Source organism: Paraburkholderia sp. SOS3, assembly GCF_001922345.1.
Taxonomy (GTDB): Bacteria; Pseudomonadota; Gammaproteobacteria; order Burkholderiales; family Burkholderiaceae; genus Paraburkholderia.
Genome location: NZ_CP018812.1, coordinates 129828 through 154360, shown reverse-complemented (window position 1 = coordinate 154360; position 24533 = coordinate 129828). Strand labels below are relative to the sequence as shown.

At 64.2% G+C, this 24533-nt stretch carries 18 protein-coding genes; 4 read left to right on the top strand and 14 right to left on the bottom strand.

The genetic code is table 11. The features are described 5' to 3' along the window. Positions 1-193 precede the first annotated feature (193 nt). From BTO02_RS20755 to BTO02_RS20700, 12 genes are read right to left on the bottom strand one after another with little or no spacing between them, the layout of a single operon-like run. Positions 194-1048, bottom strand: a complete 855-nt coding sequence (locus BTO02_RS20755) for a TadE/TadG family type IV pilus assembly protein (RefSeq protein ID WP_083615288.1) — start codon at positions 1046-1048, stop codon at positions 194-196. Next, positions 1045-1395, bottom strand: coding sequence for a DUF192 domain-containing protein (locus tag BTO02_RS20750; protein WP_075159151.1), 351 nt, complete (start codon positions 1393-1395; stop codon positions 1045-1047). The genes BTO02_RS20755 and BTO02_RS20750 overlap by 4 nt, the downstream gene beginning before the upstream one ends. A 5-nt stretch (positions 1396-1400) precedes the next feature. Further along, complete coding sequence (locus BTO02_RS20745; RefSeq protein WP_156883931.1) at positions 1401-2279, bottom strand: type II secretion system F family protein; 879 nt, start codon at positions 2277-2279, stop codon at positions 1401-1403. A gap of 3 nt (positions 2280-2282) precedes the next feature. After that, on the bottom strand, positions 2283-3131 hold the full coding sequence (locus BTO02_RS20740; protein ID WP_075159149.1) for a type II secretion system F family protein: 849 nt from the start codon (positions 3129-3131) through the stop codon (positions 2283-2285). Positions 3132-3141: 10 nt separating this feature from the next. After that, on the bottom strand, positions 3142-5169 hold the full coding sequence (locus BTO02_RS20735) for an ATPase, T2SS/T4P/T4SS family (RefSeq protein WP_075159148.1): 2028 nt from the start codon (positions 5167-5169) through the stop codon (positions 3142-3144). 21 nt (positions 5170-5190) lie between these two features. Beyond that, positions 5191-6876 carry a type II and III secretion system protein family protein gene (locus BTO02_RS20730; protein WP_083615287.1) on the bottom strand — a complete coding sequence of 562 codons (1686 nt, stop codon included), beginning with the start codon at positions 6874-6876 and terminating at the stop codon, positions 5191-5193. A 28-nt stretch (positions 6877-6904) separates the two neighbouring features. After that, a complete protein-coding gene (gene cpaB, locus BTO02_RS20725; protein ID WP_075159147.1) occupies positions 6905-7966 on the bottom strand; it encodes a Flp pilus assembly protein CpaB in 1062 nt (353 codons plus the stop codon). A gap of 25 nt (positions 7967-7991) precedes the next feature. Next, on the bottom strand, positions 7992-8213 hold the full coding sequence (locus tag BTO02_RS20720) for a hypothetical protein (RefSeq protein WP_075159146.1): 222 nt from the start codon (positions 8211-8213) through the stop codon (positions 7992-7994). A 1-nt stretch (position 8214) separates the two neighbouring features. Further along, on the bottom strand, positions 8215-8991 hold the full coding sequence (locus BTO02_RS20715) for a hypothetical protein (RefSeq protein ID WP_075159145.1): 777 nt from the start codon (positions 8989-8991) through the stop codon (positions 8215-8217). Positions 8992-9008: 17 nt separating this feature from the next. Next, positions 9009-9887 carry a hypothetical protein gene (locus BTO02_RS20710; RefSeq protein WP_075159144.1) on the bottom strand — a complete coding sequence of 293 codons (879 nt, stop codon included), beginning with the start codon at positions 9885-9887 and terminating at the stop codon, positions 9009-9011. Continuing rightward, positions 9884-11419 (bottom strand): hypothetical protein, encoded by a 1536-nt coding sequence (locus BTO02_RS20705; RefSeq protein ID WP_075159143.1) that lies wholly within the window; start codon positions 11417-11419, stop codon positions 9884-9886. The genes BTO02_RS20710 and BTO02_RS20705 overlap by 4 nt, the downstream gene beginning before the upstream one ends. A gap of 22 nt (positions 11420-11441) precedes the next feature. Next, the gene (locus BTO02_RS20700) at positions 11442-11750 is read right to left on the bottom strand and encodes a pilus assembly protein (RefSeq protein WP_083615286.1); all 309 of its coding nucleotides are present in this window, start codon (positions 11748-11750) and stop codon (positions 11442-11444) included. A 484-nt stretch (positions 11751-12234) separates the two neighbouring features. Here BTO02_RS20700 and BTO02_RS20695 point away from each other — a divergent pair, with 484 nt between their 5' ends. Both BTO02_RS20695 and BTO02_RS20690 read left to right on the top strand, forming a co-directional pair. Continuing rightward, positions 12235-19488 carry a YadA-like family protein gene (locus BTO02_RS20695; RefSeq protein WP_075159142.1) on the top strand — a complete coding sequence of 2418 codons (7254 nt, stop codon included), beginning with the start codon at positions 12235-12237 and terminating at the stop codon, positions 19486-19488. 96 nt (positions 19489-19584) lie between these two features. Beyond that, positions 19585-20658 (top strand): OmpA family protein, encoded by a 1074-nt coding sequence (locus BTO02_RS20690; RefSeq protein ID WP_075159141.1) that lies wholly within the window; start codon positions 19585-19587, stop codon positions 20656-20658. A gap of 139 nt (positions 20659-20797) precedes the next feature. Here BTO02_RS20690 and BTO02_RS20685 read toward each other — a convergent pair whose 3' ends face one another. Beyond that, the gene (locus BTO02_RS20685; protein ID WP_075159140.1) at positions 20798-21163 is read right to left on the bottom strand and encodes an Hpt domain-containing protein; all 366 of its coding nucleotides are present in this window, start codon (positions 21161-21163) and stop codon (positions 20798-20800) included. After that, positions 21147-21731, bottom strand: a complete 585-nt coding sequence (locus BTO02_RS20680; protein ID WP_075161233.1) for a response regulator transcription factor — start codon at positions 21729-21731, stop codon at positions 21147-21149. Before BTO02_RS20680 ends, BTO02_RS20685 begins: the two co-directional genes overlap by 17 nt. 210 nt (positions 21732-21941) lie before the next feature. On the opposite strand from BTO02_RS20680, the gene BTO02_RS20675 reads away from it, so the two are divergent. Then, positions 21942-22550, top strand: a complete 609-nt coding sequence (locus tag BTO02_RS20675; protein WP_075159139.1) for a response regulator transcription factor — start codon at positions 21942-21944, stop codon at positions 22548-22550. Between the two features lie 22 nt (positions 22551-22572). Beyond that, complete coding sequence (locus tag BTO02_RS33930; protein WP_156883930.1) at positions 22573-24507, top strand: ATP-binding response regulator; 1935 nt, start codon at positions 22573-22575, stop codon at positions 24505-24507. Positions 24508-24533 lie beyond the last annotated feature (26 nt).

Sequence of the window (24533 nt, the reverse complement as noted above, 5' to 3'; positions counted from 1 at the left end):
ACGATACGTTCATCTGGTTGATCCTCGACAGCGCCGCCAATCATCATGATGACGCGCGACGTGTCGCTGCGTGGCTCGGCGCGCGCGCTTGCCGCGCTTTGCGCCGCGATGGCGAGCGACGCGCATGCCGTTATCGCAGCGCTTGCGAGTCTGGTACGAAGCGGCGCGCTTCGTGCGCGACTGCGTTGACGCATCATCTGCGCGTGCGCGACGGCGCGACGGCGTCCGCTGGCCGCGCCGACAAATCGGTGTCGTGCGCAGCCTCGGCGCGAAATGGCGATTGCATGCGCACGATGGCTTCCGATTCGAGCGCAAGCGGCCAACGGCTCGTCTCGATACCGTCGGCGAGCCGGATTCGACAGAGCGTATCGGGCCGCCGTGGCGCACCGAAAGCGTCGCCTTCCGCGTCGGCGGGCTCGCGCGCGAAGAGACCGTTCGGCGCGACGTTGCCGATCACGTTGACGGCGTAGTACAGCACCTTGTTGACGAGCGGCACATATAAGTCATAGCAGTAATGCACGCGAATCTTGAGCAGGTTCGCATCCTGAATGCCGACGTGCGAGCGCATGCCGGGCGACGGATTGCGATACATCAGCGTGTCGTTCGGAATCTCGACGTGGCTCACGCCCTCCGCCGGGTAGAAGCGAGGTCGTGCGAAGTCCGAGCTCATTTCGCGCGTGGGGTTCACGATCGTGATCGAACTGAACCGGGCCGCATCGATTTGCGCGTGCTGCAGCGCGGCTTGCATGCCGTCGCCGTCGGCGCGGCGTGCATAGAGAGGGGCGAGGCCTCGAGCGAGGCCGTCTTGCATCGCGGCCATCGAGCCATGCGAAACGGCGCCGGCCCGCACGGCTTCGAGCGTCGCGACATCGAGCGTCGCCTTCGCCTGGTACAGCAGCACGAACTGCACCGTTGCAAAACAGAAAAAGAGCAGCAGCGGCGCGATGACGACGAATTCGCTGATCGCCTGCCCCTGTTGCGCGCGCAACGAACGCGATTCCCGCTGTGTGTTGCGCAGCGTCGCCGGGCGCACCTTGCACCGGTTCATGCGTAAACCTCGAGGCCAATGCAGCTGCCGGTTTTGATCGATAGCACGTCCGCCATGCCGGCCGACATCTCGAGCGTGCGCTTCGCGCCCAGGCAAAACAGCATACGAGCCTGGGGCACGCACCGATGAATGGCCACGACGTGCCACTGCCGGTCGATGAACAGCACGTCGATCGGAAATCCCATGCCGAATGTATGGACCGAGCGGCAAGGCACGAGCAGCAGCGCTTCGTCGGTGGCAAGGCGCTTGTGACCAAGCAGTCCGCGCATGCGGTCGCGCATCGACGCAGCGGTCGAGACGCGAATGCCGCAAGCGTGCCCATCGATCGTCAGAAAAGAACTTTTCATGGATCTCAAAGCAGGCCCTCCTGAATGAACTTCATCGCAATCGGAAAGCCGAGGACGATAAACGTGACCGGAAAAATAAAGACCAGCAGCGGGAACACGAGTTTGACGGGCGCTTCCATCGCCTGCTTTTCGGCACGCTGGAAGCGCTCGGCACGACGCTGCTCGGACTGGAACCGCAGCGTCTTTGCAAGGCCCGAACCCATGCGCTCCGCCTGCACGATCGCACCAACGAGGTTCGAGACTTCCTTGATGCGCTGACGCTCGTCGAAGCGCCGCAGTGCATCGGTACGGCTCAAACCCGATTTCAGATCGCGCAGCACGTGTTCCAGCTCGCGGCGCAATGCGCCATCAGGACCTTTCTCGACCGCCTTATGCAGTGCGCCGTTGATGTTGAGCCCGGCTTCCACGGCCAACGTCAGGAAGTCGAGATAGACCGGCAGATGGCGCTGAATCCTGGCGATATGCCGCCGCCGCACTTCGCGCATCCATAGACGCGGATAACCGTACCCGAGCAAGGCGAGGACGGCAGGCATCCACCAGCAGAGCAGGTCGGCCGCGGCGGCCAGCAACGAGCCGCCGAGCGCCGCGCTGCAGGCCGAGATCAGCGACATCGCAATGAATTGCCGGGCGTTCATCAGAAACGACAGCGACGTCAGGCGCAATTGCATTTCAGTGCGCTCGACAAGTGCTGCGCTGAAGTGCGGCGCCCCGTGGTGCGCAACGAAGTTCACGAGCGGCCAGACGACTCTGAGCAATGGCGGCAGCGGATCGAGCCACGCACGATCTTCGTGCGGCACCGCGCCCGCCAGATGGCGAAACGAGCGCAGCAGAAGAAAACTGGCCAGCGTGATGCCCGCGCCGGCGATGATCGAAATGACGAGCATGATTTACACGTCGATGCGAGTGATACGGGAAATCGCCTGGTAGCCGAGGAATTCCATCACGGCGATCACGGCGAGCGTGCCCCATCCAATCGGCTCGCTGAAAAGCGGAGCCATGGCGACCGGCTCCATAAAACGCAGCACCGCCATCAGAAAGAGCGGCAGACAGGTCATCACGATGCCTTGCATACGGCCTTGCGACGTGAGGGCCCTGATCTTGCCTTCCATTTGCAGCTTCTGTTGCAGTGTTCTTGCGACCGATTCGAGCGCTTCGGCGAGATTGCCGCCCACTTCGCGCGTAATGGTGACGGCGGCGGTGACCATCAGGAAGTCGGGCACGGGAATGCGCGCTTCGATGTTGCGCATCGCGATGTCGAGGTCGATGCCGAGCCGGATTTCGCGCATCAGCAGTTCGAGTTCCTGCGAAATCGGCGCGCTGGTTTCCGCGACCGTGCTTTCGAGCGCGATCGGAAAGCTCGCACCGGCGCGCAGCGCGCCCGCCAGCATCAGCAGCGCATCGGGCAACTGGCGTTCGAGCGTGGCGAAGCGTCTGTTCCGCATCCATTTGAGGTAGCGTCGCGGAACCGTCAGCGCGGCCGGCAGCATTGCCAGCGCAACGATCGCGCTGCCGCTCAGCACGAATGCGAGGCAGGGCAACAGCAGCATTGCAAGCAAGGTCCATCCGACGACGCGCTGGCGGTTCACGAATACGAATGCGTCCGCGAGCGACTGTTCGACATCGCGCGCGACGCTTTGCGTGCGCTGCGCGAGCGCGGTACTGCCGGCACGCGCGAGCAGCCAGATCGAAGCGAGGGTACCGGCGAACGTCATCGCGAGAATGACCATCAGGTTCATAGCGATTCCTTCATTCGTTGCGCGTGAAGATGTCTGTGTTCACAGCGATGCTTCGGCGCAACAGGTCCTGATAGAAGTCGGGTATGTACGCGGTCGGCACAAAATCGCCTTGAATCCGGCCATCCTCGCCGAAGCCCGCTTCGCGAAACACGAACACGTCCTGCAGCTGGATCACGCCCGATTCCATGCCGCTGACTTCCGTGATGTGCGTCACGCGCCGCGAACCGCACGAAAAGCGCGATTGCTGGACGATGATGTCGACGGCCGAACAGACCTGTTCGCGAATCGCCTGCACGGGAAGGTCGAGGCCTGCCATCAGCGTCATCACTTCGAGGCGCGCAATGCAGTCGCGCGGCGAGTTCGCATGCGCGGTGGTGAGCGAGCCGTCGTGGCCGGTGTTCATGGCTTGCAGCATGTCGAGCGCTTCGCCGCCGCGGCATTCGCCGACGACAATCCGGTCGGGCCGCATCCGCAGACAGTTCCTCACGAGGTCGCGGATCGGGATCGCGCCTTTGCCTTCCATGTTCGCAGGGCGTGCTTCAAGCGAAACAAGATTGGGCTGCGAGAGCTGCAGTTCCGCCGCGTCTTCGACGGTGACGATCCGTTCGTCATCCGGAATATAGCCGGACAGTACGTTGAGCAGCGTGGTCTTTCCCGAACCGGTGCCGCCCGAAATCACGATGTTCGCGCGCTGGCGCACGGCGGTCTGCAGGAATTCGAGCATATCCGCCGACATCGACCCGAATGCGATCAGATCGGCGCCGGTCAGCGTGCGGCGCGAGAACTTGCGGATCGTGATGCTGGGTCCTTTCAGTGCGAGCGGCGGGATGACGGCGTTGACGCGCGAGCCGTCCTTGAGCCGCGCGTCGACCATTGGCGAGCTTTCGTCGATACGCCGGCCGATCGGTGCGACGATCCGTTCGATCGCGCCGAGCACCGCCCGGTCGTCGGTGAAGATCACGGGCGAGCGGGCGAGGCGCCCGTTCTGTTCGACGAAGATCTCATCGTGGCAATTGACCATGATCTCGCTGATGCCCGGGTCGGCAAGCAGTTCCTCGAGCGGGCCGAGCCCGATGATTTCGTCGAAGACGCTTTTTCTGAGCGTTCTGACATCGATATCGCTGCGACGAAATGCCAGGTCGTTCGCGAGAATTTCATCGAGTGCGTCGCCGACCGTGGTGCGCAACTCTTCGTCGGCCATCCGCGACACATTCAGACGCCGAAGATCGAGCGCCGCGATCACTTTCATATGAGCGAGCTTGCGCAGTTCGACGCCGGCTGCGCTGTTGATCGACGCGAGGGCGGTTGCGTCGGGGGGCTGTGCAGCGGAAGGCTCGGCACGGGACGAGGGTGCCGCCGCACCGATGCGCGTGATAGCCGGTTGCGGCAAGACCGGTTCGTGCGGTGCTTCCAGCGGCGGCGCCGGAAAGGCAAAAGCACGGGGAACGCGCGTTCCATATGATGGCGGTCTGCGTGCGAATTCGGTGATCGATGCCTCTGCCGCTTCACGCGCCGTACTGCCCACATGCGACGCGTCGCCCGCCTCACCCGCCATCGGGCCGCGAGTCGGGAGCGCGCGCATATCAGCCTGCGCCGGCGCGACAGCGGGCCTTGCCGGTGCATGCACGGTCGCTTGCGGATGGTCGGCAGCGAACGGAGCCGGCGCATCCGCGTGCGTTGCATCGGCTTGGGCGAGCGGTTTGCTTGCAGCCGGCTGCGCACGGACCGCGCAAGCGGGTGTCGACGTCCGCGTGGCGGAACCGATTCTGATCACGGTCGAGCCGATTTCGATCTGGTCCGTCTCGCTGAGCGGACCATAGCGGACCACCGGCGACCCATTGACGAGCGTGGCGACAATCCCGCCGTGGTCCTCGAGATACCACGCATGGTATTCGCGCACGAGGCGTGCATGGACCTTGCCGATCAGTATGCCTTTGACGATCACGTCACAGTCGGGACGCTTGCCGATCGTGCAGCTGTGTTCGATTTCGATCGTCCGCACCGGGGCGTTTCGCGTATGGATCTGCAGCTTCAGCATGATTGGGCTCCGTGAAATCGCTCAGTGGCTTTCGTTTGCCGGCGCGGCCGGTATCAGCATCGACGCGGTGGACGCCGCGGGTAGGTCGGAGGCACGCAGTTGCGCGTTGCGTATCAGCGTCGCTTCAGCGAGGCCGATTCGCGTGGCGGAATGGATTTCCGTTTGCGCATCTCCCGTTATCGGCAGTGCGATTTCGTTTATGGGCTTTACAGGGGCCACTATTGCTGTAGGCAGACGTGCTCCGGGTTCTTCGATCCGTGTCAACGGTGCAGGCGCTGATGCAACGTCCGGCGCGCCAGGCACGATCGATAGAGGCGCCTGTCCGTCGCCGTGCCCGTTGGGTACCGCTGGCGCTGGCGCCGGCTCCGCGGCATCGCCGAGCGGACTCGGATTGCCGAAGTGCTCGCGATAGAGGCTCGCGCCCTTGTCCGCGCGCGCGAGCAGATCGGTGTTCGGCGCGAGCGTCGGGTCCGAAATAAGCGGCGTCACGAATATGACGAGGTCGCTTTTTTTCGAGCGGAAACTGTCCGAACGAAACAGCTGGCCGATGATCGGCAACTGCGCGAGAAACGGCATGCCGTTGGACGCATCGAGTGCGTCTGCGCTGACGAGCCCCGAGATCGCAATCGTTTCGCCCGCGCGCAGCGAAATGTCCGACGTCGCACTGCGTGTGAGAAATCCCGGGAAGCCGCCGTATGAAACCGACGGGTCGATCTGACTGATCTCGGTCTGCACGTTTGCCGAGATGATGTTGTTCGCGTCGACGACGGGCTTGATTTTTAGCTTGATCCCATAAGGCTTGTAATCGACATCGGTGGTGCCGAGCGCACCGGCCTTCGGAATCGGCACTTCGCCGCCGGCCAGAAACGTCGCCGTGCCGCCGCTTTTCGCGTTGAGTTCAGGCGCGGCCAGAATGTATGCGTCGCCCTTGTTGATCGCGAAGTTGATGCGCGAGGTCAGCGAGCTCGCGAGGCCGGCGAAAAAGAAGTTCGCGCCGGGTACGCTGCTGCCCGCGAACCCCTGACCGGTCAGTTGCGGCCCGTTGAACTGGCTGTCCCATGCAATGCCGAGCTCGCGTTGCCCCGTGCGCGTGATTTCCATGATCTGCACCTTGAAGTGGACCGTCTTTTTCAACGCGTCGCCTTCGTCGATTGTCGTCGTATCGATCACGTTGTTCATGTCGGCGATCGCGGCTTTGACCACAGGCGCCATATCGCGATGCACGGCGCCCGCCAGCACGATATTCGGCCCGACCGTCTGCACGCGCAGCCCGGGTACGGCGGCCAGTACGCTGCGCAACTGCGCCGCGGTCGCGGTCACGTCGCTTTTCGCGATGCGCACGGTAGCCTGCAGCGCGACGCCGCTGCCGTTCCAGACGACGAGCGAGGTCATCCCGGCGTTTTCGCCAAGCAGCATGAGCTTGCCGTCGACGACGTTGGCGGTGATCAGCTTCCCGTTGCCGATCGCGATACGTTTGATCGTGCCGGGCACGTCGAGCATTCTCACTTCGCCGCGATACATCTCGAGCATGCCGCCGACGGCAGGTCGGGCATCGGTCGCGACACCGCGCGTGGCGGCAGGCGCCGGGTCGACCGCGGCATGCGCGGCGCCGCACACGGACAGTGCGTACGTTGTGGCGAGCAGGAGGTGAACGAACGCGCGGCGCAACGTCGCACGGCGGGCGGCAATGCAGTGACTTACTTTCATCTGAAATCCGAAGCGTGTGTGGGGTGCTTTAGTTCGAATTCGGCGCGTTGGGCGAGTTGTGTTGCTGAAGCTGCCGGGCGATTGCGTTGGCCTCGTCATAGAGGCTCGCGGGCGCAGCGGCCGGTTCGGAAGGCGGCGCATCGGCAACGGGCAGGCGCGGCGTCGAGGCAATCGCCGGCGCGCGTTCGTCGACAACGGAGCCGGGCACGCGTGTCGTCGAACCGGACGCGCTGCCGCCCGTAATGATTTCGACGAGCGATGCGTCGCGCGCCGCCGCCGCAGAGGGGAACAGATCGCTTTCAGCTAGCTTGACGGGCAATTCCGTTTGCTTGTCGCCGCTATTGCGCAAGATCAGACGCAATGTGCCGACGCGCTGCGCGAGCACAAGTCGGGCCGCGTCCACCGACGGCACCTGTACGGTGACGGTGCTGTAGTTCGTGTTCGCGCGGACGCCGTCGGCGCTGCCTTGCGGACCGTCGGCGCTGCGCGTGCGCACGTCCTGCCCAGTCGCGAGAATCAGCACGTCGGGCATCAGCAACCGGACGATCCTGCGTTCGTCGGGCTGACGCGACGTGCCGGCTGCCGAATCGAGGCTCGTGCCGACCCAGTAGACGTCAACGCGATTACCGGGCCGCAACATCGAAGCAGTCGAGTTGACCGTGTCGATCTCGAGCGTGAGCGCCCGCTGTCCGGCGGGCAGGATGTCGGAGAAATCGTGTCCGCGCAACGCGTCGATATCGGCGGTTCGCAACGGGCGGCCATGCAGGACGGGACGCACGAGCTTCGATGCGCGATAGGCGTCGAAGTCCGCGACGCGAATCATGTCGTCATAGACGAGGTCGGGTGCGATGTCGCGCGAGACGAAGTCGCTGCTCGAGAGCGGCGTGCCGGCCGGCACGTCGCGATTCGGTACGACCACCGCCACGCCGGCGCGTGTCCGCCTGCCGGACATCTCGGCTTTGAGCCGCGCTTCGCGGTCGGCCAGATAGTGATAGACGAAGAAAGTTAACAGCGCGGCAATCGACACCGCGACGAACAGCACGACCCACGCGTTGCCGAATAACGAACGAAATCTGATTTTCTTGAGCATGACGAATCGAATGGATGCAGGTGCATCAGGGAAGCGAGAGCGCGAAGCTGTACGCGCCGAAACACGATTTGAGCGCGGCGATCAGCGCGGCGACCGGCGGCAGTTCGGAGCCGTACAGCAGCGCGAGCACGAGTGCACTCGCGACCACGAGATACTCGGCGCCGGCCTGACCGTATTGCTGGCGGGGCAGCGCGGCGCGGCAGGTACGGCTGGGCCGGTCTGCGCGGAAACAATGGTGTCGTTGCATGTCAACGAATCCTCGTTAGGTGAATGACGGCTTGCGTGGCGCCGTTGCCGCTGCCGCCGGAGAAGACGGCGTCGATGCGGTCGCTGCCGCGCTGCATCGCGATAGCGGTACCGGCAACCTGCTGGGCACCGTCGATCGCGCCATCGTCGGCGCCGTTCGACGTGCCGCTCACGGCATAAGCGGGCGCGATCGCAATTGCGCTCCAGCCTTGCGCCGCGAGCATGTCGCTATAACGCCGCGCCTGGTGTGCCGCATCGCCGCTAACGCGCACGATCGATGTGCGGCCAGACTGTCCCGGATCGCGGCTTTCGACGTTCGAGACGCGCGTTGCGTCTGGCGGCAGCGGTATCGCCGCGTCGGGGATGTGGTGCGTCGTATCGCCCCCGGCGAGACGCATGACGCTCATCAGGCCTTTTGCGTGCGGACCTTCGCGCACGGGGGCGATCTGCAGCACATAGTGGCAGGGTCCGTCCAGCGCGCTGAGCAGCAGGCTCGACGATTCGAGACGCGCTTTCGCCGGTACGCCTTCGCGCGTCCAGAACGCGCGGAATGCTTCGGATACGTCGTGGGCGGAACCGGCGAACTGCAGATCGAAAACCGTGGTCGGAATGCCGTCGATCAGCATGTCGTTGGCGATAACCTGGACGCGTTCGGGTTGAACCGGGAACCGCTCGCACTGTGCAGCCGCCGCGTGCGGTAACGGTAAGCACAGAAGCGCGGCGTAAAGGCTGAGCCGGTTCGTCACGCAGCGCGAGAGCGGCTGAATCAGGAAACGCATGGGAAATGACGTCCGCTTCATGGAGCAAGGCGATCGTTCGGCACGACTTCGTCGCGCACGCGGCCGAACTCGAGCGTGTCGATTTCCGGCGCATAGGGCCGCAGACGCAGGTACTGCGAGGACGGAACCAGTTCGGCATGGGCGGCCGGAACTGCGCGCGTGAAAAGGGCGCGCCCGCTCGCCGCTCCTTCGGGCAACCATGTGTTGGTCAGCAGCGCATTGGTGTCGGTAAACGTAAGCCCGTCAAATGTCGGCCATAGGCGCTTGAGCGCATCGCTTTGCTTGCCGATTGCGACGCTTACCGTACCCGACTGCAAATTGCGCGTCGGCAGGTCGAGTGCTGCCGTGTACGTCGCGCCGTTCGCCGTGCGCACGCTTCCATAGGGCGCGCCGATGTACGAGGCGAGCGCTGCCGCCGCGATTGGCTCCGCGCCGGTCGATGCGACGACATCCTGCGCGGCGGTAAGCAATGACGCGCCGCTGTGGTCGCGCCACATTGCCTGGCCCGCCGCGGGCAGGCGCTGCGCGTCGCGATCGGTGCCGAGCAGCGGTGCGCCGTTTGCCGCGATGGTCCGCTGGATGAATTCGCGTTGGATCGCCGCATCGCCTTTCGTCAGCTGCAATGCGCCGCTGCCGTAAGCGGCGAACCAGTCGTTTTCGCCGCGCACGCTATCGGAGGATGATTCGGTCTCGACGTCGAGCCATACTGAACGCTCCCACGCTGCATAGCGCGCGCCGAGTAGCGTCTTGTTGCGGATGTCGCTGAACTTGCCGAGCATCGCGAGCGCGATAAATAGCACGCCGATGGCGAACATCGTGACGACGAGAAATTCCACCATCGCCTGGCCGTTGTCGCCGGCGCGCAGGTTCGCGCGTGTTCTCGTGTGAGATGTCATCGGCGGCTCGCTGCGGGCGTATCGTGCGGCATCTGCGCTTCGCGCGCTGCGGCTCGCTCGCTATCGGTGACCGGTGCGAGCCGCACCTGCCAGAAAGGACTGAACACGCTCGGATATTCGCGCTTGCCGTCCGCGCGCAGCCACTCGCTCGCATGCAATAGCGCGCCGCTTGTCGACGCACCGAATGGATCTTCCGCGGGCCGCACGAAATACGCCTGAGCACTGGCGAGCGCGCGCATCACACCGCGCGCGCTGCCGTTGTCGACTTGCATCCGCGCCGCGCCATGCAGCCCCGGCGTGTTGTTCAGCGTGTCCGCCTCGCGTTCGACTTCGATCGTGATGCGCGGCGCGTCTTCGGCGGTCGGGGTGCCGGCGATGTCCTCGTAAGGCAGGAGGCCGCCGTTGTTCGAATCAAGAGATGGGCCGGGTCCGAGCGTGAACTGTTGCGCCATGGCGTCGGGAATCAGCAGGCCCGGTGTCGGGCTCGTGTGGTCGCCGAAGTTGTAATAGCCGCCGTAGCCCTTCCAGTCGCTCCACGAGACGAAAGGCGGGTTCGTCATATAACCGCGCGTATTGCCGTTCGTGCTGCCGCCGTGACCGGCGATCGTATCGACGGCACCCGTGCAGGGCGTGATGACGTGCGCCGTGCTCGCGTCGATCGATTGCCAGCCTTTCTTGTCGGTGCGCAACTGCGTGCCGCCGACATGCGTGACATTGATCGTGATGCGTCCGGCAGGCCGGCACGTCGCGGACGCCTGATCGTCGAGCTGCTGATAGTCGGGCGCGACACTGCGCGACGACACGCGCCGCTTGACGAAGCCATCGAGCGTCTGCGCATCGGTTACGACATCGGCGAGATGATCGTTATCGAGCTTGCCGGCCGGCGTGACGATGGTCGTATAGGATTGCCACGCAATGAGCTGTACGGCGTTGCGTTCGCTCGTGAAATATCCGGATGTCACATGCGTGTCGGACTGGTTGCGACGCGCGACCGCATCGGCGGTCTCGGGAATCGCGGTGATGAGCGCCATGTGATAACCGGTTTGCGCGTCGCTGAGCGCGCGCGTAATCGAGCCGATACCTTGCGCGACCGTCGGCAGCAAGGCGTCGAGCGCGTTGCGCACGGGGGCGATGTCGAGGCGCCCACGCCGGTTCGGTGTGGTCCATAACGACGGATGGGCGGCGGCCGTCTGAATCAGGTCTTCGGTATCGGGATTGCCGGCATAGGTCGCATCGAGTTCGTCGATCCACGACTTCAGCGCGACGACTTGCGCCGCGGTCACCTGGTTTGCGACCATCGCGCGATTCGTATAGGCCGCGAAGTTGTAGTCGCGTGCCTGCAGCACGGCGGCGCTATAAGCGGCTGCGTCGGCGGTGTTTTGCAGTTTCATCTTCGCGCCGGTCATCTGGAACGAGCCGAATGCGACATAAAGACCGATGCCGCCGACCAGCAGAAAGAGGAGGGCAGGGACCAGCGCCTGCCCACGTGTGCCGGCGAATCTGGCCCTGCCCTTGCGGGCAGAGCGTTGCATGATGGATTGGAGGCGTCAGGCGTTATTGGTCGCCTGTGCCGGCGTCCGTATTGCCGCTGTTTCCGTATGCGCCCATACCTTTGTCTTTGGCCGCATCGGTCTGTGCCCTGGCGGCAGCGTCCTTCGCGTTATTAACATCAGTTGTCGAATCTGTACCGGACATTTCATGCGCAAGTCCAACTGTCTGCGTGCGGATCGTCTTGCCGAACGATGCATACACGGCAATCGCCGAGACCGCGATCAACGCGACGATGATGATGTATTCGGTCATACCCTGACCGAGTTGCCGGGCTTTTCCGCGGCGAACCGGAAGTTTGATGGAGTCAATCATAAAGAATAAAAGGAATAATGGAATTTTTAAAATGCAAACAGGCTTCAAACCGGTATTGAGTATTTTCGACGCGACCGGCAATATTTATTTATTCGATTGCGTCGCGACTCAGTATATAGAAGCGGAAAGCGTTAAAGCCTAAGAAACTTCCTGGCGTGAGCTGACCTTTTCCTAAACTTCACGCCGCAACCCGTTTCACTTCGGTGTGCAAGAAAAATAGATATAAAGATCAAACGGATACGTGCATTCATCGCTTTGCGTCACCTGTGCACGTTCCTTTTCTCTTCACGCTTTCAGAAAAACCCTACGCACGCGCAAACTTCCCTGATTTTTTTGTTTTCCTTGCGAAGCTAAATTGACCTCGCGAGAAGGTCTGATCTGATCGATTAAATCGAATCATCAGGCTTTATCGAAAGCCGTCTGTCGCCATTCAAATGCGCACGCACGAGAGATCCATCAATTTAATTGTGAGAAGGCAAGAGGAATGAATAGGGCTTACAAGTCAGTCTGGAATGAGTCTACGGGTACTTATGTCGCGGCAGCGGAAACCGCACGGGCTGCCGGCAAGAAATCGAAGCGCCGCGCGCGCAATATCGCTTCGGCCGTGGTCGCGTCAGCGGCCACGTTCGGGGCGGTTGGCCTGACCTATGCGGCCGATACCGAGGTCGTGCCGAAGGTGCCGGCGAATCTGGCGAGCACGAACGGCACGAACGGCGTGACCGGCGCGGCAACGCCAAAGCCGACCAACGACTGGTTCTGTTTCCTGTTCTTCTGCGGCGGCGCCGACGGCGGCGGCAATACGACGAACATCACCTATAACGGCGTCAATGCGGCGGATGCCTATGCGTACACGTATGACCGGAACAACCTCAAGTACTTCCATGTGAACTCGTCGCTGTCCGAGTCGACGGCAAACGGCACAGATGCGATTTCGATCGGCGGAGGCGCGCGCGCGAACGGAGCGCAAAACATCGCGCTCGGCGGCAACGCGCTGGCGAACGGCCTGAATGGCTCGGTCGCACTGGGCGGCGAAGCGCAGGCCACGAGCGCCTTTGCATCCGCGCTCGGCGGACAGGCGCTTGCGTCGGCGGATACGTCGACGGCGCTCGGCGCGCATGCATCGGCGCTCGCGCGCAATTCGGTGGCGCTCGGCTACGAGTCGGTGTCGACGCGCGCCAATACGATATCGGTCGGCAAGCAGGGCGCCGAGCGGCAAATCGTCAACGTCGCCGCGGGTAGCGCAGGGACCGATGCAGTCAACGTCAACCAGCTGAATGCAGCGATCGCGAGCATCGACGGCGGCGGCAGCGTGACCCCGCCCCCGCCGCCGGATACGACCGATCTGAAATTCTTCCACGCGAAATCGGCGCTCGCCGATTCGACCGCGGGCGGCAGCGAATCGGTCGCGATCGGCGGCAACTCGACGGCGCTTGCCTACAACACGGTCGCGATCGGCTCGAACTCGCGCGCGGATCGCGCGAACACGGTGTCGATCGGCAGTCCCGGCCTCGAGCGTCAGCTGACGAACCTCGCGGCCGGCACCACCGATACCGACGCGGTCAACCTGAAGCAGCTCAACACGACGGTACAGAGCGCCATAACGGGCGGCGTGCCGAATCTCGTGCAATACGACAGTTCGGCGCGCACGTCGCTGACGCTAGGCGGTATCAGCGCCTCGCAACCGGTGACGGTCAAGAATCTCTCGGCGGGCGCGATCACACAGAACAGCACGGACGCCGTCAACGGCTCGCAGATGTTCGCGCTCGCGGCGGCGACAAACCAGGGCTTTCAGGACTTCGGCAAAGGCGTCGGCGCACTTGCGCAAAGCACGGCGGAGGCGCTGGGCGGCAATGCGAATGCCCAAACGGCCGACGGATCGATTACGCCGCCGTCGTACACCATTGCCGGCAAGACCTATCACAACGTCGGTTCCGCAATCGATGCGCTTGCAACCAACGGCGGCGGCAGCGCTTCGGACGCGGTGAAATACGACGGATCGTCCCATACGAAGGTGACGCTTGGCGGCACGAGCGCAGGCGCGCCGGTCGCGCTGACGAATCTCGCCGCTGGCGCGGTGACTGCATCGAGCAGCGACGCAGTGAATGGTGCGCAGATCTATCAGACGTCGTCGAGCGTGGCGGGCGCGCTCGGCGGGTCGTCGACGGTCGGCGCGGACGGCCGCGTGTCGGCGTCGTACACGCTCGACGGCGCGACGTATAGCAACGTCGGTTCCGCGCTGTCGGCGGTCAACGCGAAGATCGGCTCCGGCTCGGCGAACGGCGTGACTTACGACACGAGCGCACACGACAAGGTGACGCTCGGCGGTGTCGACGCATCGATGCCGGTGCAACTGACGAACCTCGCCTCGGGACGGCTCGAAGCGGGCAGCAAGGATGCGGTGAACGGCAGCCAGCTGTTCGCGACCGCGAACAGCGTCGCGAAGGTGATCGGAGCGGGATCGACCGTGCAGCAGGACGGCACGGTGACGTCGCCGACGTTTACGATCTCGGGCACGACGTACAGCGACGTCGGCTCCGCGATGAACGCGATCGGCGCGGTCGGCAAGGATGTGCAGGTCACCGCGAAGTACGTGAAGGTGGTGTCGAACGCGAGCGAGTCGATGTCGCTCGGCAGCGAGACGACCGCGATCGGCGGCGGCGCGTTCGCGGCCGGCAATCGCAGCCTCGCGATCGGCACGGGCGCGCGTTCGCAGTTCGACGACGCGGTCGCGATCGGCTCGGGCGCCCAGGCGTATGAGGCCAATACCGTTTCGTTCGGGCATACCGGCGGCGAGAAGCGCCTGACGAACGTGGCGGCCGGCATCAATGCGACGGACGCGGCCACGGTCGGTCAGTTGACGGCGCTGCAGCAGCAATTGAACAAGCAGAACACGGGCTTGAAATCGATGGCGCTGCTCGGCGCGTCGGCCGTGACGGACTACATTGCGGTGAGTCCGAATACGACGCCCGGCGCCGCGACGCGCGCCTCGGACGACCTGAACGCGATGGCCGTTGGCCCCACTTCGGCGGCGACCGGTCCGAACGCATTGGCGGTCGGCGCCGGTGCAGGCGCGCTGCGCACGGGCTCGACGGCGGTCGGCTCGAAAGCCGGGGCGCTTGCCATCAACGCGACGGTGGTCGGCGTCGGCGCAACGACGGGCTTCGATGCGAAGAACAGCGTGGCGATCGGTTATCTGGCCAGCGCGGAAACCGAAGATACGCTCGCGCTCGGCACATCGTCGATCGCAAACGGCACGAGTTCGATAGCGGTCGGCACGAATGCCGTGACGTGGGCCGCGGCCGACAACGGCGTGGCGCTGGGTAAGGGTGCGACGGTCGGAGCGTCGAGCGCGGTCGCGCTCGGCGCGGGTTCGGTTGCGGATCGCGCAAACTCCGTGTCGGTCGGCAACGGTACGAAGCAGCGGCAGATCGTCAATGTCGCGGCGGGCACGATGCGGTACGACGCGGTCAACGTCGACCAGTTGAAGGGCGTAACGACCGCGCTCGGCGGCGGCGCAGGCGTGAACGCCGACGGCACGATCAAACAGCCGGCGTATACGGTGGGTACGCAGACGTACTCCGATGTCGGTTCGGCGATCGCGGCGGCGGCGATATCGGGTGCGGGCGCGGCCGACGCCGTCAAATACGATACGACCGCGCGCGACAAGGTCACGCTCGGCGGCACGAGCGCGACGAAGCGTGTGACGCTCGCGAACGTCGCGGACGGCAAATCGGACAACGATGCGGTCAACGTCAAGCAGCTCAAGGATCTCGGTGCGAGCTTCGATAGCGGCGGCAACGTGAACGGCGGCTTTGTCGCATACGACGATTCGACGAAACAGCAGGTGACGCTGAAAGGCAGCGGCGGCACGAAGATCACGGGTCTTGCCGCCGCCAGTCTCAGTGCAGGCAGCACCGATGCGGTCAGCGGCGCGCAACTGTTCCAGACCAACCAGAACGTTTCGAACGTGGCGGGCAACGTGACGAACCTGACCAACGTCGTGAACAACATCACGAACGGCGGCAATGGCGTCAAGTATTTCCATGCCAATTCGTCGCTGGCCGATTCGTCGGCAACCGGTGCGGATACGGTCGCGATCGGCGGTAATGCGCGTGCGACGGCGAATGGCTCAGTTGCGCTCGGTTCGAATGCGCTTGCCGATCGCGCGAACACGGTGTCGGTCGGTGCGGCCGGCGCGGAACGGCAGATCGCCAATCTCGCGGCAGGCACGGCGGATACCGACGCGATCAACCTGAAGCAGCTGAAGGACATGGGCGCGAGCTTCGATTCGACGGGCGGCGTGACGGGCTCGTTCGTTTCGTACGACGACACGTCGAAGACGCGCGTCACGCTCGGCGGCAAGAACGCGTCGGTGCCGGTGACGGTTGCCAACGTGGCGGACGGCAAGGCGAACAACGACGCGGTCAACGTCAAGCAGCTGAAGGACATGGGCGCAAGCATCGACACGAGCGGCCATGTGACGAACGCATTCGTCGCGTACGACGACGCGACGCGTGCCACGATTACGCTGAAGGGCACGGACGGCACGAAGATCACGCGGCTCGCGGCGGGCACGCTGAGCGCGTCGAGCACCGACGCGGTGAACGGCAGCCAGTTGTTCGAGACGAACCAGAACGTCGCGAACGTCACGGGCAACGTGACGAACCTGACCAACGTCGTGAACAACATCACGAACGGCAGCGGCATCAAATACTTCAGCGCGAACTCGACGCTCGATGCGGCGACGGCGACGGGCCCGGATTCGATTGCGATCGGCGGCAATGCGCGCGCAACGAGCGCGAATTCGGTTGCGCTCGGCTCGAATGCGTTGACGGTTTCGAATCTGAACACGCCCGCCTATCAGCCCGGCTCGCTGGAGCTTTCGGGCACATCGGCGATCGGCGAGGTCTCGGTCGGTTCGGTCGGCAAGGAGCGCCGCGTGACGAACGTCGCGGCGGGTGCGGCTGGTACCGACGCGGTCAACGTGAGCCAGCTGAAGTCGGCGGTCGCTGCGAGTTCGTCGGCGAGTCTTGCGAATTCGGTGTTGTACGACTCGACGTCGCACGACACGGTGACGCTCGGCGGCACGGCGGCCGTGGCGACCGTTGCGCTGAAGAACGTCGGTGCGGGCCAGATCGCCGCGGCGAGCCGCGACGCAGTGAACGGCTCGCAGCTGTTCAACACGGCGACGAGCGCGGCGGCTGCGCTGGGTGGCGGTGCGATCGCGGGCGCAGACGGCAAGATCAAGGCGCCCGCGTACAACATCAGCGGCAAGACGTATAACGACGTCGGCTCGGCCCTTGCGGCGGTTGGCTATACCGTCGACACGATCAATTCAGATGTGACCTCGGCGACGAAGTACATCAGCGTGGCCGCGCCGAATGACGATCCTTCGGTTCCCGAAGCAAAGGCGTCCGGCGGCAGCGCGGTGGCAGTCGGCAGCGGCGCGCTGGCGCGCGCCGACAGATCGGTCTCGATCGGGCCCGGCGCGGCGACGACGGAGGGCAAAGGCAGCGTCGCGATCGGTTACAGCGCCGTGGCCGATCGCGATGGATCGATGGCGTTCGGCAGTGAGGCAAAAGCGCGCAATGCCGATTCGATTGCGTTCGGCAAGAACGCCCAGGCGCTGCACGACAACTCGATTGCGATCGGCACCGGTTCGATGACCGACGCGACGAACGTCGTATCGTTCGGCAATTCGACGGTTCAACGGCGGCTGACCCATGTCGCGGACGGCATCGATGCGACGGATGCGGCGACGATCGGCCAGTTGTCCGCGCTCGAGAAGAAGGTGGTCAAGACGGCGGGCGTGCAGTCGATGCTGCTCGGCGCGACCAAGTCGGTGACCGACTATATCGCGGTGAGTTCGAATACGACGCCGGGTGTCGATACGCGCGCGTCGGACGATCAGAATGCGATGGCGGTCGGACCGTCGTCGGCGGCAACCGGACCGAATGCGCTGGCGGTAGGTGCGGCTGCGGGCGCGCTGCGCACCGCCTCGACGGCGGTCGGCGCGAAAGCGGGCGCGCTCGGCGTGAACACGACGGCCATCGGCGCGAGCGCGACGACGGGCTTCGATGCTGAAAACTCCGTTGCGATCGGCTACCTCGCGGCTGCCGAAAGCAAGGATTCGCTGGCCCTCGGCTCGTCGACGGTTGCCAGCAAGCCGGGCGCGGTCGCACTGGGTGCGGGCTCGCAGGCGGACCGGGCAAATGTGATTTCGGTCGGCAGTGCGGCGTTGCAGCGGCAGATCGTCAACGTGGCGGCGGGCACCGGAAACTACGATGCGGTGAACGTGAGCCAGCTGCAAGGCGTGCTCGCGGCGCTGGGCGGCAGTGCGGGTCTCGATGCTTCCGGCGCGGTGAAGAAGCCTGCGTACACGCTCGGCGGACAGACTTATACGGACGTCGGCTCCGCCATTGAGGCTGCTTCGAAGATGGGCGGTGGCAGTGGGGACGGTCGCGATCCGGATGCGGTGCATTACGACACGACCTCGCAAAACCGCGTGACGCTCGGCGGCACCAGCGCCAACGCGCCGGTCACGCTGACCAACCTCGCGGCGGGCGCGGTGTCCGCATCGAGCCGCGATGCGATCAACGGCGCGCAGTTGTATGGCACGGCGGATTCGATTGCGAGCGCGTTGGGCGGCGGCGCGGCGGTAGGCGCCGATGGCAAGGTGTCGAAGCCGAAGTATTCGGTCAACGGCAAGACATACAACAACGTCGGAAGCGCGTTCGATGAGGTCAATGCCTATATCGCCAGCGCCGACGTGGGCCCGAACGTGAACCCTGTTGTCTACGATACCTCGGCGCGCGACAAGGTCACGCTCGGCGGCGTCAACGGCAGCCCGCCCGTCACGCTCGGCAATGTGGCCGACGCCAAAACCGACCTCGAAGCGGTCAACCTCAAGCAACTGAAAGCGGCCGGCCTCAACGTCGATCCGAACGGTGTCGTGACGAACTCGTTCGTCGCGTACGATAACGCGTCGAAGGCGAGCGTGACGTTCAATACAGGCGGTTCGCCGACGCAGCTGAAAAACGTGGCCGACGCCGTCGATCCGTTCGACGCGGTGAATCTCGGGCAGATGCAGTCGTATGTGACGACCTACGTGACGGACAAGATCAGCGAAATCCCCAGCGGCGGCGACGACCCCAGGGTCAACGTCCTGCCGACCGGCTCAGCCACCGGTACTGACGCCATCGCGATTGGCAACGGTTCGATCGCATCGGGCACCGCCGCGATCGCGATCGGCGCACGCACGGTGACCGGCGGCGACCAGTCCGTCGCGCTCGGTGTAGAGGCATCTGCGCCTGCGACCAACGCGGTCGCACTCGGCGCGAACTCGGTTGCCGATCGCGACAACACGGTGTCGGTCGGCGCGGCGGGCGCGGAACGTCAGATCACGAACGTCGCAGCCGGCTCGGCGCCGACCGATGCGGTCAACGTGGGTCAGTTGAGCGGCGCGGTCAACGGCATCCAGAGCCGTCTCAACGACATGGATCGCGACAATCGCCGCGGCATCGCAGCGGCGTCCGCGCTGAACATCGTCACGCCGTATCTGCCCGGCCGCACGACGCTAAACGCGGGCGTCGCCGGCTACCGCGGCACGGCGGCGCTTGGCCTTGGCGTGTCGCGCTGGAACGAGAAGGGCACCATCAACTACAACCTCGGCGTCTCGAGCGCGGGCGGCAACAGCACGATCGTGCGCGCCGGTGTCGGCATCGTGTTCGGCAACTAGCCAGCCCACGAAGCATCGATTCGAGACCGGTACCTCGGTGTAGCTGACCGGGCCGCGCGGGAAATCCGCGCGGCCCATTCCTGATGGAACACAAATATGAAGTATTCATTGATCACCCTCGCGTGCGCGGCGTTGCTTGCCGGATGCTCGGCGTCGGCCACACGCGATCAGTTGCAGGTGCAGAACGCGACGGTCCTGCAGACCGGATTCGGCGCGGCGCAGGACGCCGCAGCCGGCGCGGCGACGCCGCAATGGCTCGATACCTACCGTGGCGCCGACAATCGCAAGATGGCCGATGCCGTGCAGCAGCGGCTGCAGGCGCTCGGCGCACGCAAGGACAATTATTTCGGCGCGAAGGCGCAATGCTGGGCCGATGCCGCACGGCAGGAGCGCAGCCACTTCAATCACTGGGGCTTTGTCGAGGAGGCGCTGCGTGAAGCGGACCGGCTCACGACATCGCTCGAAACCGGCAACAACCTCTCGGCGGAGAATCCCGAGTTGCGCACGGCGACGGTCGTGCGGCCCGACGTGTGGCAGAAAATCCTGGCCGCGAAAGGCGCGCCGGAGTTTCCGACCTGTATCGAGGCGCAGCGGCTGACGGCGTGTTCCGAAGTCGAGATGATTCACGCGGGTCACGAAGCGTGGACGCGCGACTTCAGCGACAGCGCGCAACGCGTCGATCGCGTGACGCAGACGCTGCCCGGTATCGGCGCGGCGCTCGAAGCGTGCAAGCCGCCGCCGGTGGTGTCGACGCCGAAGATCGAACCGAAGATCACGCTGCGCGGCGACACGACATTCCGCTTCGATCGCGGCGACGCAGCCGGCATGCTGCCGGACGGCCGCGCGCGGCTCGACCAGCTGATCGACGACCTGAAGCAGGTCGACGACGTGAGGAGTATCGGTATCGACGGCTATACCGACCGGCTCGGCAGCGACGCGTACAACCGGGAGCTGTCGAAGAAGCGCGCCGATACCGTGCGGCACTACCTGCAGAGAGGCGGTATCAGCGTGCCGATGACCGCGCGCGGTCACGGCAAGGCCGACCCGGTCGTGCAGTGCGACGAGCGCAATCGCGAACAGCTGATCGAGTGTCTTGCGCCGAATCGCCGTGTGGAAATGAACTTCATGCGTTCGGGTTCGGCGAGCGGCGCACAACAGCCCGGCGAGTAAAAACCGAGATCGGCTCAAGGCGCTTGTGTGCAAAAGATGCGGCTGCCTCACGAAAACGGTGCGGCGGCCGCTTTGCCGTGTACGATGCACGACCGCGTGATGCATTGCTGCGTTGACTCGCGCCGTGTTTGCAAATCGTTCAGGTATCCGATTCAAACGAACGCGTTGGGTCGATCGACTGTGCGGGTGCGTCGAGTGCATGGAACGCAGCGTCGAAGCTGCGCGCGAGCTGCGATAACGCCGTGCGCGACCGTGCGGCATCGCGCTGCCGGCACTGCGTCTCGAGCGCGATGCACGCAGCGATCGTTGCATGAACATCCAGCAGCCGGGCCGTTCCCTTCATTCGGTGCGCAATAAATTCGGCGCGCTCGAAGTCGCGTGCGCATAGCGCTTCGAGCGCCGCTCGCAGATCCGCATGCGCGCTGTCGATCAGCGTTTCACGCAAATCGGCTGGTCCCTCTCCGATCAGATCGGACCAGCCGCGGCGCCTAGTGCCGGATGCCATTCGACTTCGCCCATTCGACGAGGTCGATGACCGTGCGCAGCGCGAGCTTGCGCAACAGTCGTGTCTTGTAGGTACTGACCGTCTTCGGGCTGATGCCCAGAGCCTTTGCGACGTTGACATTGCTGGTGCCGCCGATCAGCATTCGCAACACGGCCGTTTCGCGCTCGGAAAGCACGGCGCTGCGCTTTCTTTGCGTTTCGGTTGCGAAACATGTGAAGTCCGAAAGGACGAGGCGCGCGCTGTCGACGAGTTCATCGGGCTCGCGAGCCTTGCTGACGAAGCCATGCGCGCCAGCCTCTTTGGCATGCGACGCATGAATGCGTTCGTCCGCGGACGAGAACACGAGAATGCGCATCTCGGGCCGTGCCTTGCGCAGCGACAGGATCAGTTCGATGCCGTCGAGATCCGGCAGCCGCAGGTCGACGATCGCGAGTTGCGGTGCGGCGGTCTCGCTCATTTGCAGCGCTTGCATGGCGGTTCCCGCTTCGGCGACGACGTCGAATTCGCCGGTTTTGCTGAACACCTGGCGCAGTGCGAGACGCATTGCGGGATGATCGTCGACAACCATAATGCTGGAGCGCGGCATGATCATAATTGGATGTGTCAGTTTTTAAGCCGGTTTGTAGGAAAAATCATACGGGCAATACAGATATCTCGCACTTTACGATAAGGAATCCAGAAGATATAGGATTGCTATAATCGTACCTGATTTTGCTGATTTATCCACCCGATTCAGCTCGGATCCAAAAATTCAATCCTCGGTAAATGAGGGCTGTTAATGAAGAGAATCGTCATTGTCGATGACCACCCGATGGTGCGAGGTACGGTGGCAAGTATGCTCGCCACAGATCCGGAAATGCAGGTCATCGGTGAATGTGGAGACGGCGAAGGCGGCCTGAAAATGATTCTTTCTGAAACGCCCGACCTCGCCATTCTTGACCTCGATTTACCAAAACTCGATGGACTTTCGATGGTTCGCCGAATTCGCGCGCAAAGCGAAACCATCCGCTTACTGGTTTTGTCGGCAAAACCCGAACATGTGATGGCCGGTCATACCCGGCTCGCCGGCGCGAATGGTTACGTCAGCAAAGGCCGTGAACTCGGCGAATTGCTGACTGCAGTACGCACGGTATTGCTCGGTTACGACTGCTTTCCTGTCGAAGCGTGCAACGCGAATCGCGACGCGGGTCTCGAGTGCCTGTCTCCGCGCGAAGTCGAAGTGCTGCAATATCTGGCGCGCGGCGTCAGCAATAAGGACATCGCCACGAGGCTATACCTATCCGATAAAACGGTCAGCACATATAAAAGCCGGTTGCGCGAGAAACTGGGCTTGTCATCGCTTGCCGGCATGATCGAGTTCGCGACGCATCATAAGCTGATCGACTGAACCTGTGTCTGAACTCGAAACGATGAGTGAACCCGTCATCGGGGTGGGCGCGTGGCCTCGCGTGCGGCGCTTGCGCGAGGCCGCGCGTTCGGGCGTGGCGCAACATCCGGCGTCGCTTGCTTCGATCTGTGCGTTTGCGTTGCTTGGCGCTCCGGCGACCGGCATCGTGGTATCGGCGTTGATCGCGTTGTCGCGCTCACACGCGGTACTCGCCGCAGCCGTGCGCCGCGCGCGCAGCTACGAGGAAGCGTTTGCCCGGTTGCATAGCGCCGCTGCCGTTCAACACGCGCATATTGAAGATATGCAGACCGACACGCGGCGGCGCAAAGCTGCCGCCGAACTGGAATGCGCACGCGTCGCTGAGCGCGCGCAGCGTATCGCATGCGGTCCGGCACAGGCACTCGTCGAAATGCTGAACGAGGCGCAAGCACAAGCTGATAGTCAGGCGGCGAGCCGGTCCGCGCCGTTTGCCGCCACGCCCGTTGCGCAGGTGGTCCGTTCGGCGCTTGCAACGTTCGCCCAGGCAGTTCGCGATGTATTGGATTCCTCGCCTGTCGACGCGCGTGCGATCGTGCTCGACGAAACACCGGTCGATCTGCGCGGCGCGATCGACGGTGCGGTCGTGCTGCTCGCGCCTCACGCCGCGGCAAAAGGCATCGAGTTGCGCGTGTGCATCGACCGGTCGGTGGCTGCATCGGTGCTGGCCGACCGCGCGCGCATCGGCCAGATCGTGTTCAATCTGCTCGCTGCGGCGATCGACTCGGTCGGCGCGGGCCGGCTCACGCTCGCTGCCCGCGGCGAGACCTTGAACGCGGGCGCGCAGCAGGTGTTCATCGGCGTCAGCGATGACGGGCAGGCAAGTGCGTTGAAATCCGATGTCCACGCATGCGACGAGGACGTCGACGGCGATCGACCCGCGGGCGTGGTTTCATCGGTCGACCGGGACCTTGCACTGTGCCGTGTGCTCGCGCGGCGCATGGGCGGCGACATCGAGATCGGCCATAGCGCGACGTTCGGCGTATGCGTCGCGTTCCATGCGCCGTTTACGGTCGAGCGCCTCGCGCGTCTGCCGTCGGAACGCGGCTGTCGCACGGCCGTCGTCGACCTGGCCGCGCGCGACGAGCGCGCTGCGTTGAGCGATCTGCTCGACAGGCTCGGAGTCGATGTCGTGCCGGCGGGGATGCCCGCGCCCGAGCACGTCGAACTCTGGTTTGCCGATGAGCATGCGCCACTGCCCGAGCCATCGCGCACAGGCCGATTCATTGCGGTATCCCAGGCATTTGTGCCAGGCGGATTGCGCGAGATCGCAGGCCGGTTCACGCTGTCGGTGAACCCGCTCTCGTGGAGCGCGGTTCAGCGCGTGTGCGCGTTACACAGCATGAACCATGACGCGCGCGTCAAGCGGCCGCGTGCGTACGCCGTCGCGCCTGCGCCGGGTCGCGTTGCCGCTGCGGCGCCGCGTCTCGTGCTCGTGGTCGACGACAACGAGATCAACCGCAGAGTCGTTGCGCGGCAACTCGACGTGCTCGGCTATCGCAGCATCGTCGCCCCCGACGTCGACGGCGCGCTGGCGGCGATGATGCGGCAATGCTTCGATCTGGTGATTACCGACTTGCATATGCCCGGTGCGAGCGGCGTCGAACTCGCGAGGCGGATCCGCGCGAAGAACCGCGAATCGTCGGGCACGACGCCGGTCGTGCTGATGACGGGCGAAAGATCCGAAGCATCCGAAGCATCCGAAGCATCCGAAGCATCCGAAGCATCCGAAGCATCCGAAACACCGGAATCGATGGGAACGATCGCCGGCATCGTCGTGCCGCGCGCGCTTTTCGCCGCGATACTGCCGAAGCCGGCCGGTCTCGATACACTCGACGCCTGCCTGCGGCGAATCTTCCCCGAACCATGCGCCGAACCGTCGCCGAGCCATAAAAAAAGCCCAGCAGCGCTGGGCTTCTAAAGTTGCCGCGCCCTCTTGCGAAGGCG

Coding starts and splice junctions, on each gene's coding strand:
- BTO02_RS20755 (WP_083615288.1), bottom strand. CDS start 1,048: ATGAACCGGTGCAAGGTGCGCCCGGCGACGCTGCGCAACACACAGCGG.
- BTO02_RS20750 (WP_075159151.1), bottom strand. CDS start 1,395: ATGAAAAGTTCTTTTCTGACGATCGATGGGCACGCTTGCGGCATTCGC.
- BTO02_RS20745 (WP_156883931.1), bottom strand. CDS start 2,279: ATGCTCGTCATTTCGATCATCGCCGGCGCGGGCATCACGCTGGCCAGT.
- BTO02_RS20740 (WP_075159149.1), bottom strand. CDS start 3,131: ATGAACCTGATGGTCATTCTCGCGATGACGTTCGCCGGTACCCTCGCT.
- BTO02_RS20735 (WP_075159148.1), bottom strand. CDS start 5,169: ATGCTGAAGCTGCAGATCCATACGCGAAACGCCCCGGTGCGGACGATC.
- BTO02_RS20730 (WP_083615287.1), bottom strand. CDS start 6,876: ATGAAAGTAAGTCACTGCATTGCCGCCCGCCGTGCGACGTTGCGCCGC.
- cpaB (WP_075159147.1), bottom strand. CDS start 7,966: ATGCTCAAGAAAATCAGATTTCGTTCGTTATTCGGCAACGCGTGGGTC.
- BTO02_RS20720 (WP_075159146.1), bottom strand. CDS start 8,213: ATGCAACGACACCATTGTTTCCGCGCAGACCGGCCCAGCCGTACCTGC.
- BTO02_RS20715 (WP_075159145.1), bottom strand. CDS start 8,991: ATGCGTTTCCTGATTCAGCCGCTCTCGCGCTGCGTGACGAACCGGCTC.
- BTO02_RS20710 (WP_075159144.1), bottom strand. CDS start 9,887: ATGACATCTCACACGAGAACACGCGCGAACCTGCGCGCCGGCGACAAC.
- BTO02_RS20705 (WP_075159143.1), bottom strand. CDS start 11,419: ATGCAACGCTCTGCCCGCAAGGGCAGGGCCAGATTCGCCGGCACACGT.
- BTO02_RS20700 (WP_083615286.1), bottom strand. CDS start 11,750: ATGATTGACTCCATCAAACTTCCGGTTCGCCGCGGAAAAGCCCGGCAA.
- BTO02_RS20695 (WP_075159142.1), top strand. CDS start 12,235: ATGAATAGGGCTTACAAGTCAGTCTGGAATGAGTCTACGGGTACTTAT.
- BTO02_RS20690 (WP_075159141.1), top strand. CDS start 19,585: ATGAAGTATTCATTGATCACCCTCGCGTGCGCGGCGTTGCTTGCCGGA.
- BTO02_RS20685 (WP_075159140.1), bottom strand. CDS start 21,163: ATGGCATCCGGCACTAGGCGCCGCGGCTGGTCCGATCTGATCGGAGAG.
- BTO02_RS20680 (WP_075161233.1), bottom strand. CDS start 21,731: ATGGTTGTCGACGATCATCCCGCAATGCGTCTCGCACTGCGCCAGGTG.
- BTO02_RS20675 (WP_075159139.1), top strand. CDS start 21,942: ATGAAGAGAATCGTCATTGTCGATGACCACCCGATGGTGCGAGGTACG.
- BTO02_RS33930 (WP_156883930.1), top strand. CDS start 22,573: ATGAGTGAACCCGTCATCGGGGTGGGCGCGTGGCCTCGCGTGCGGCGC.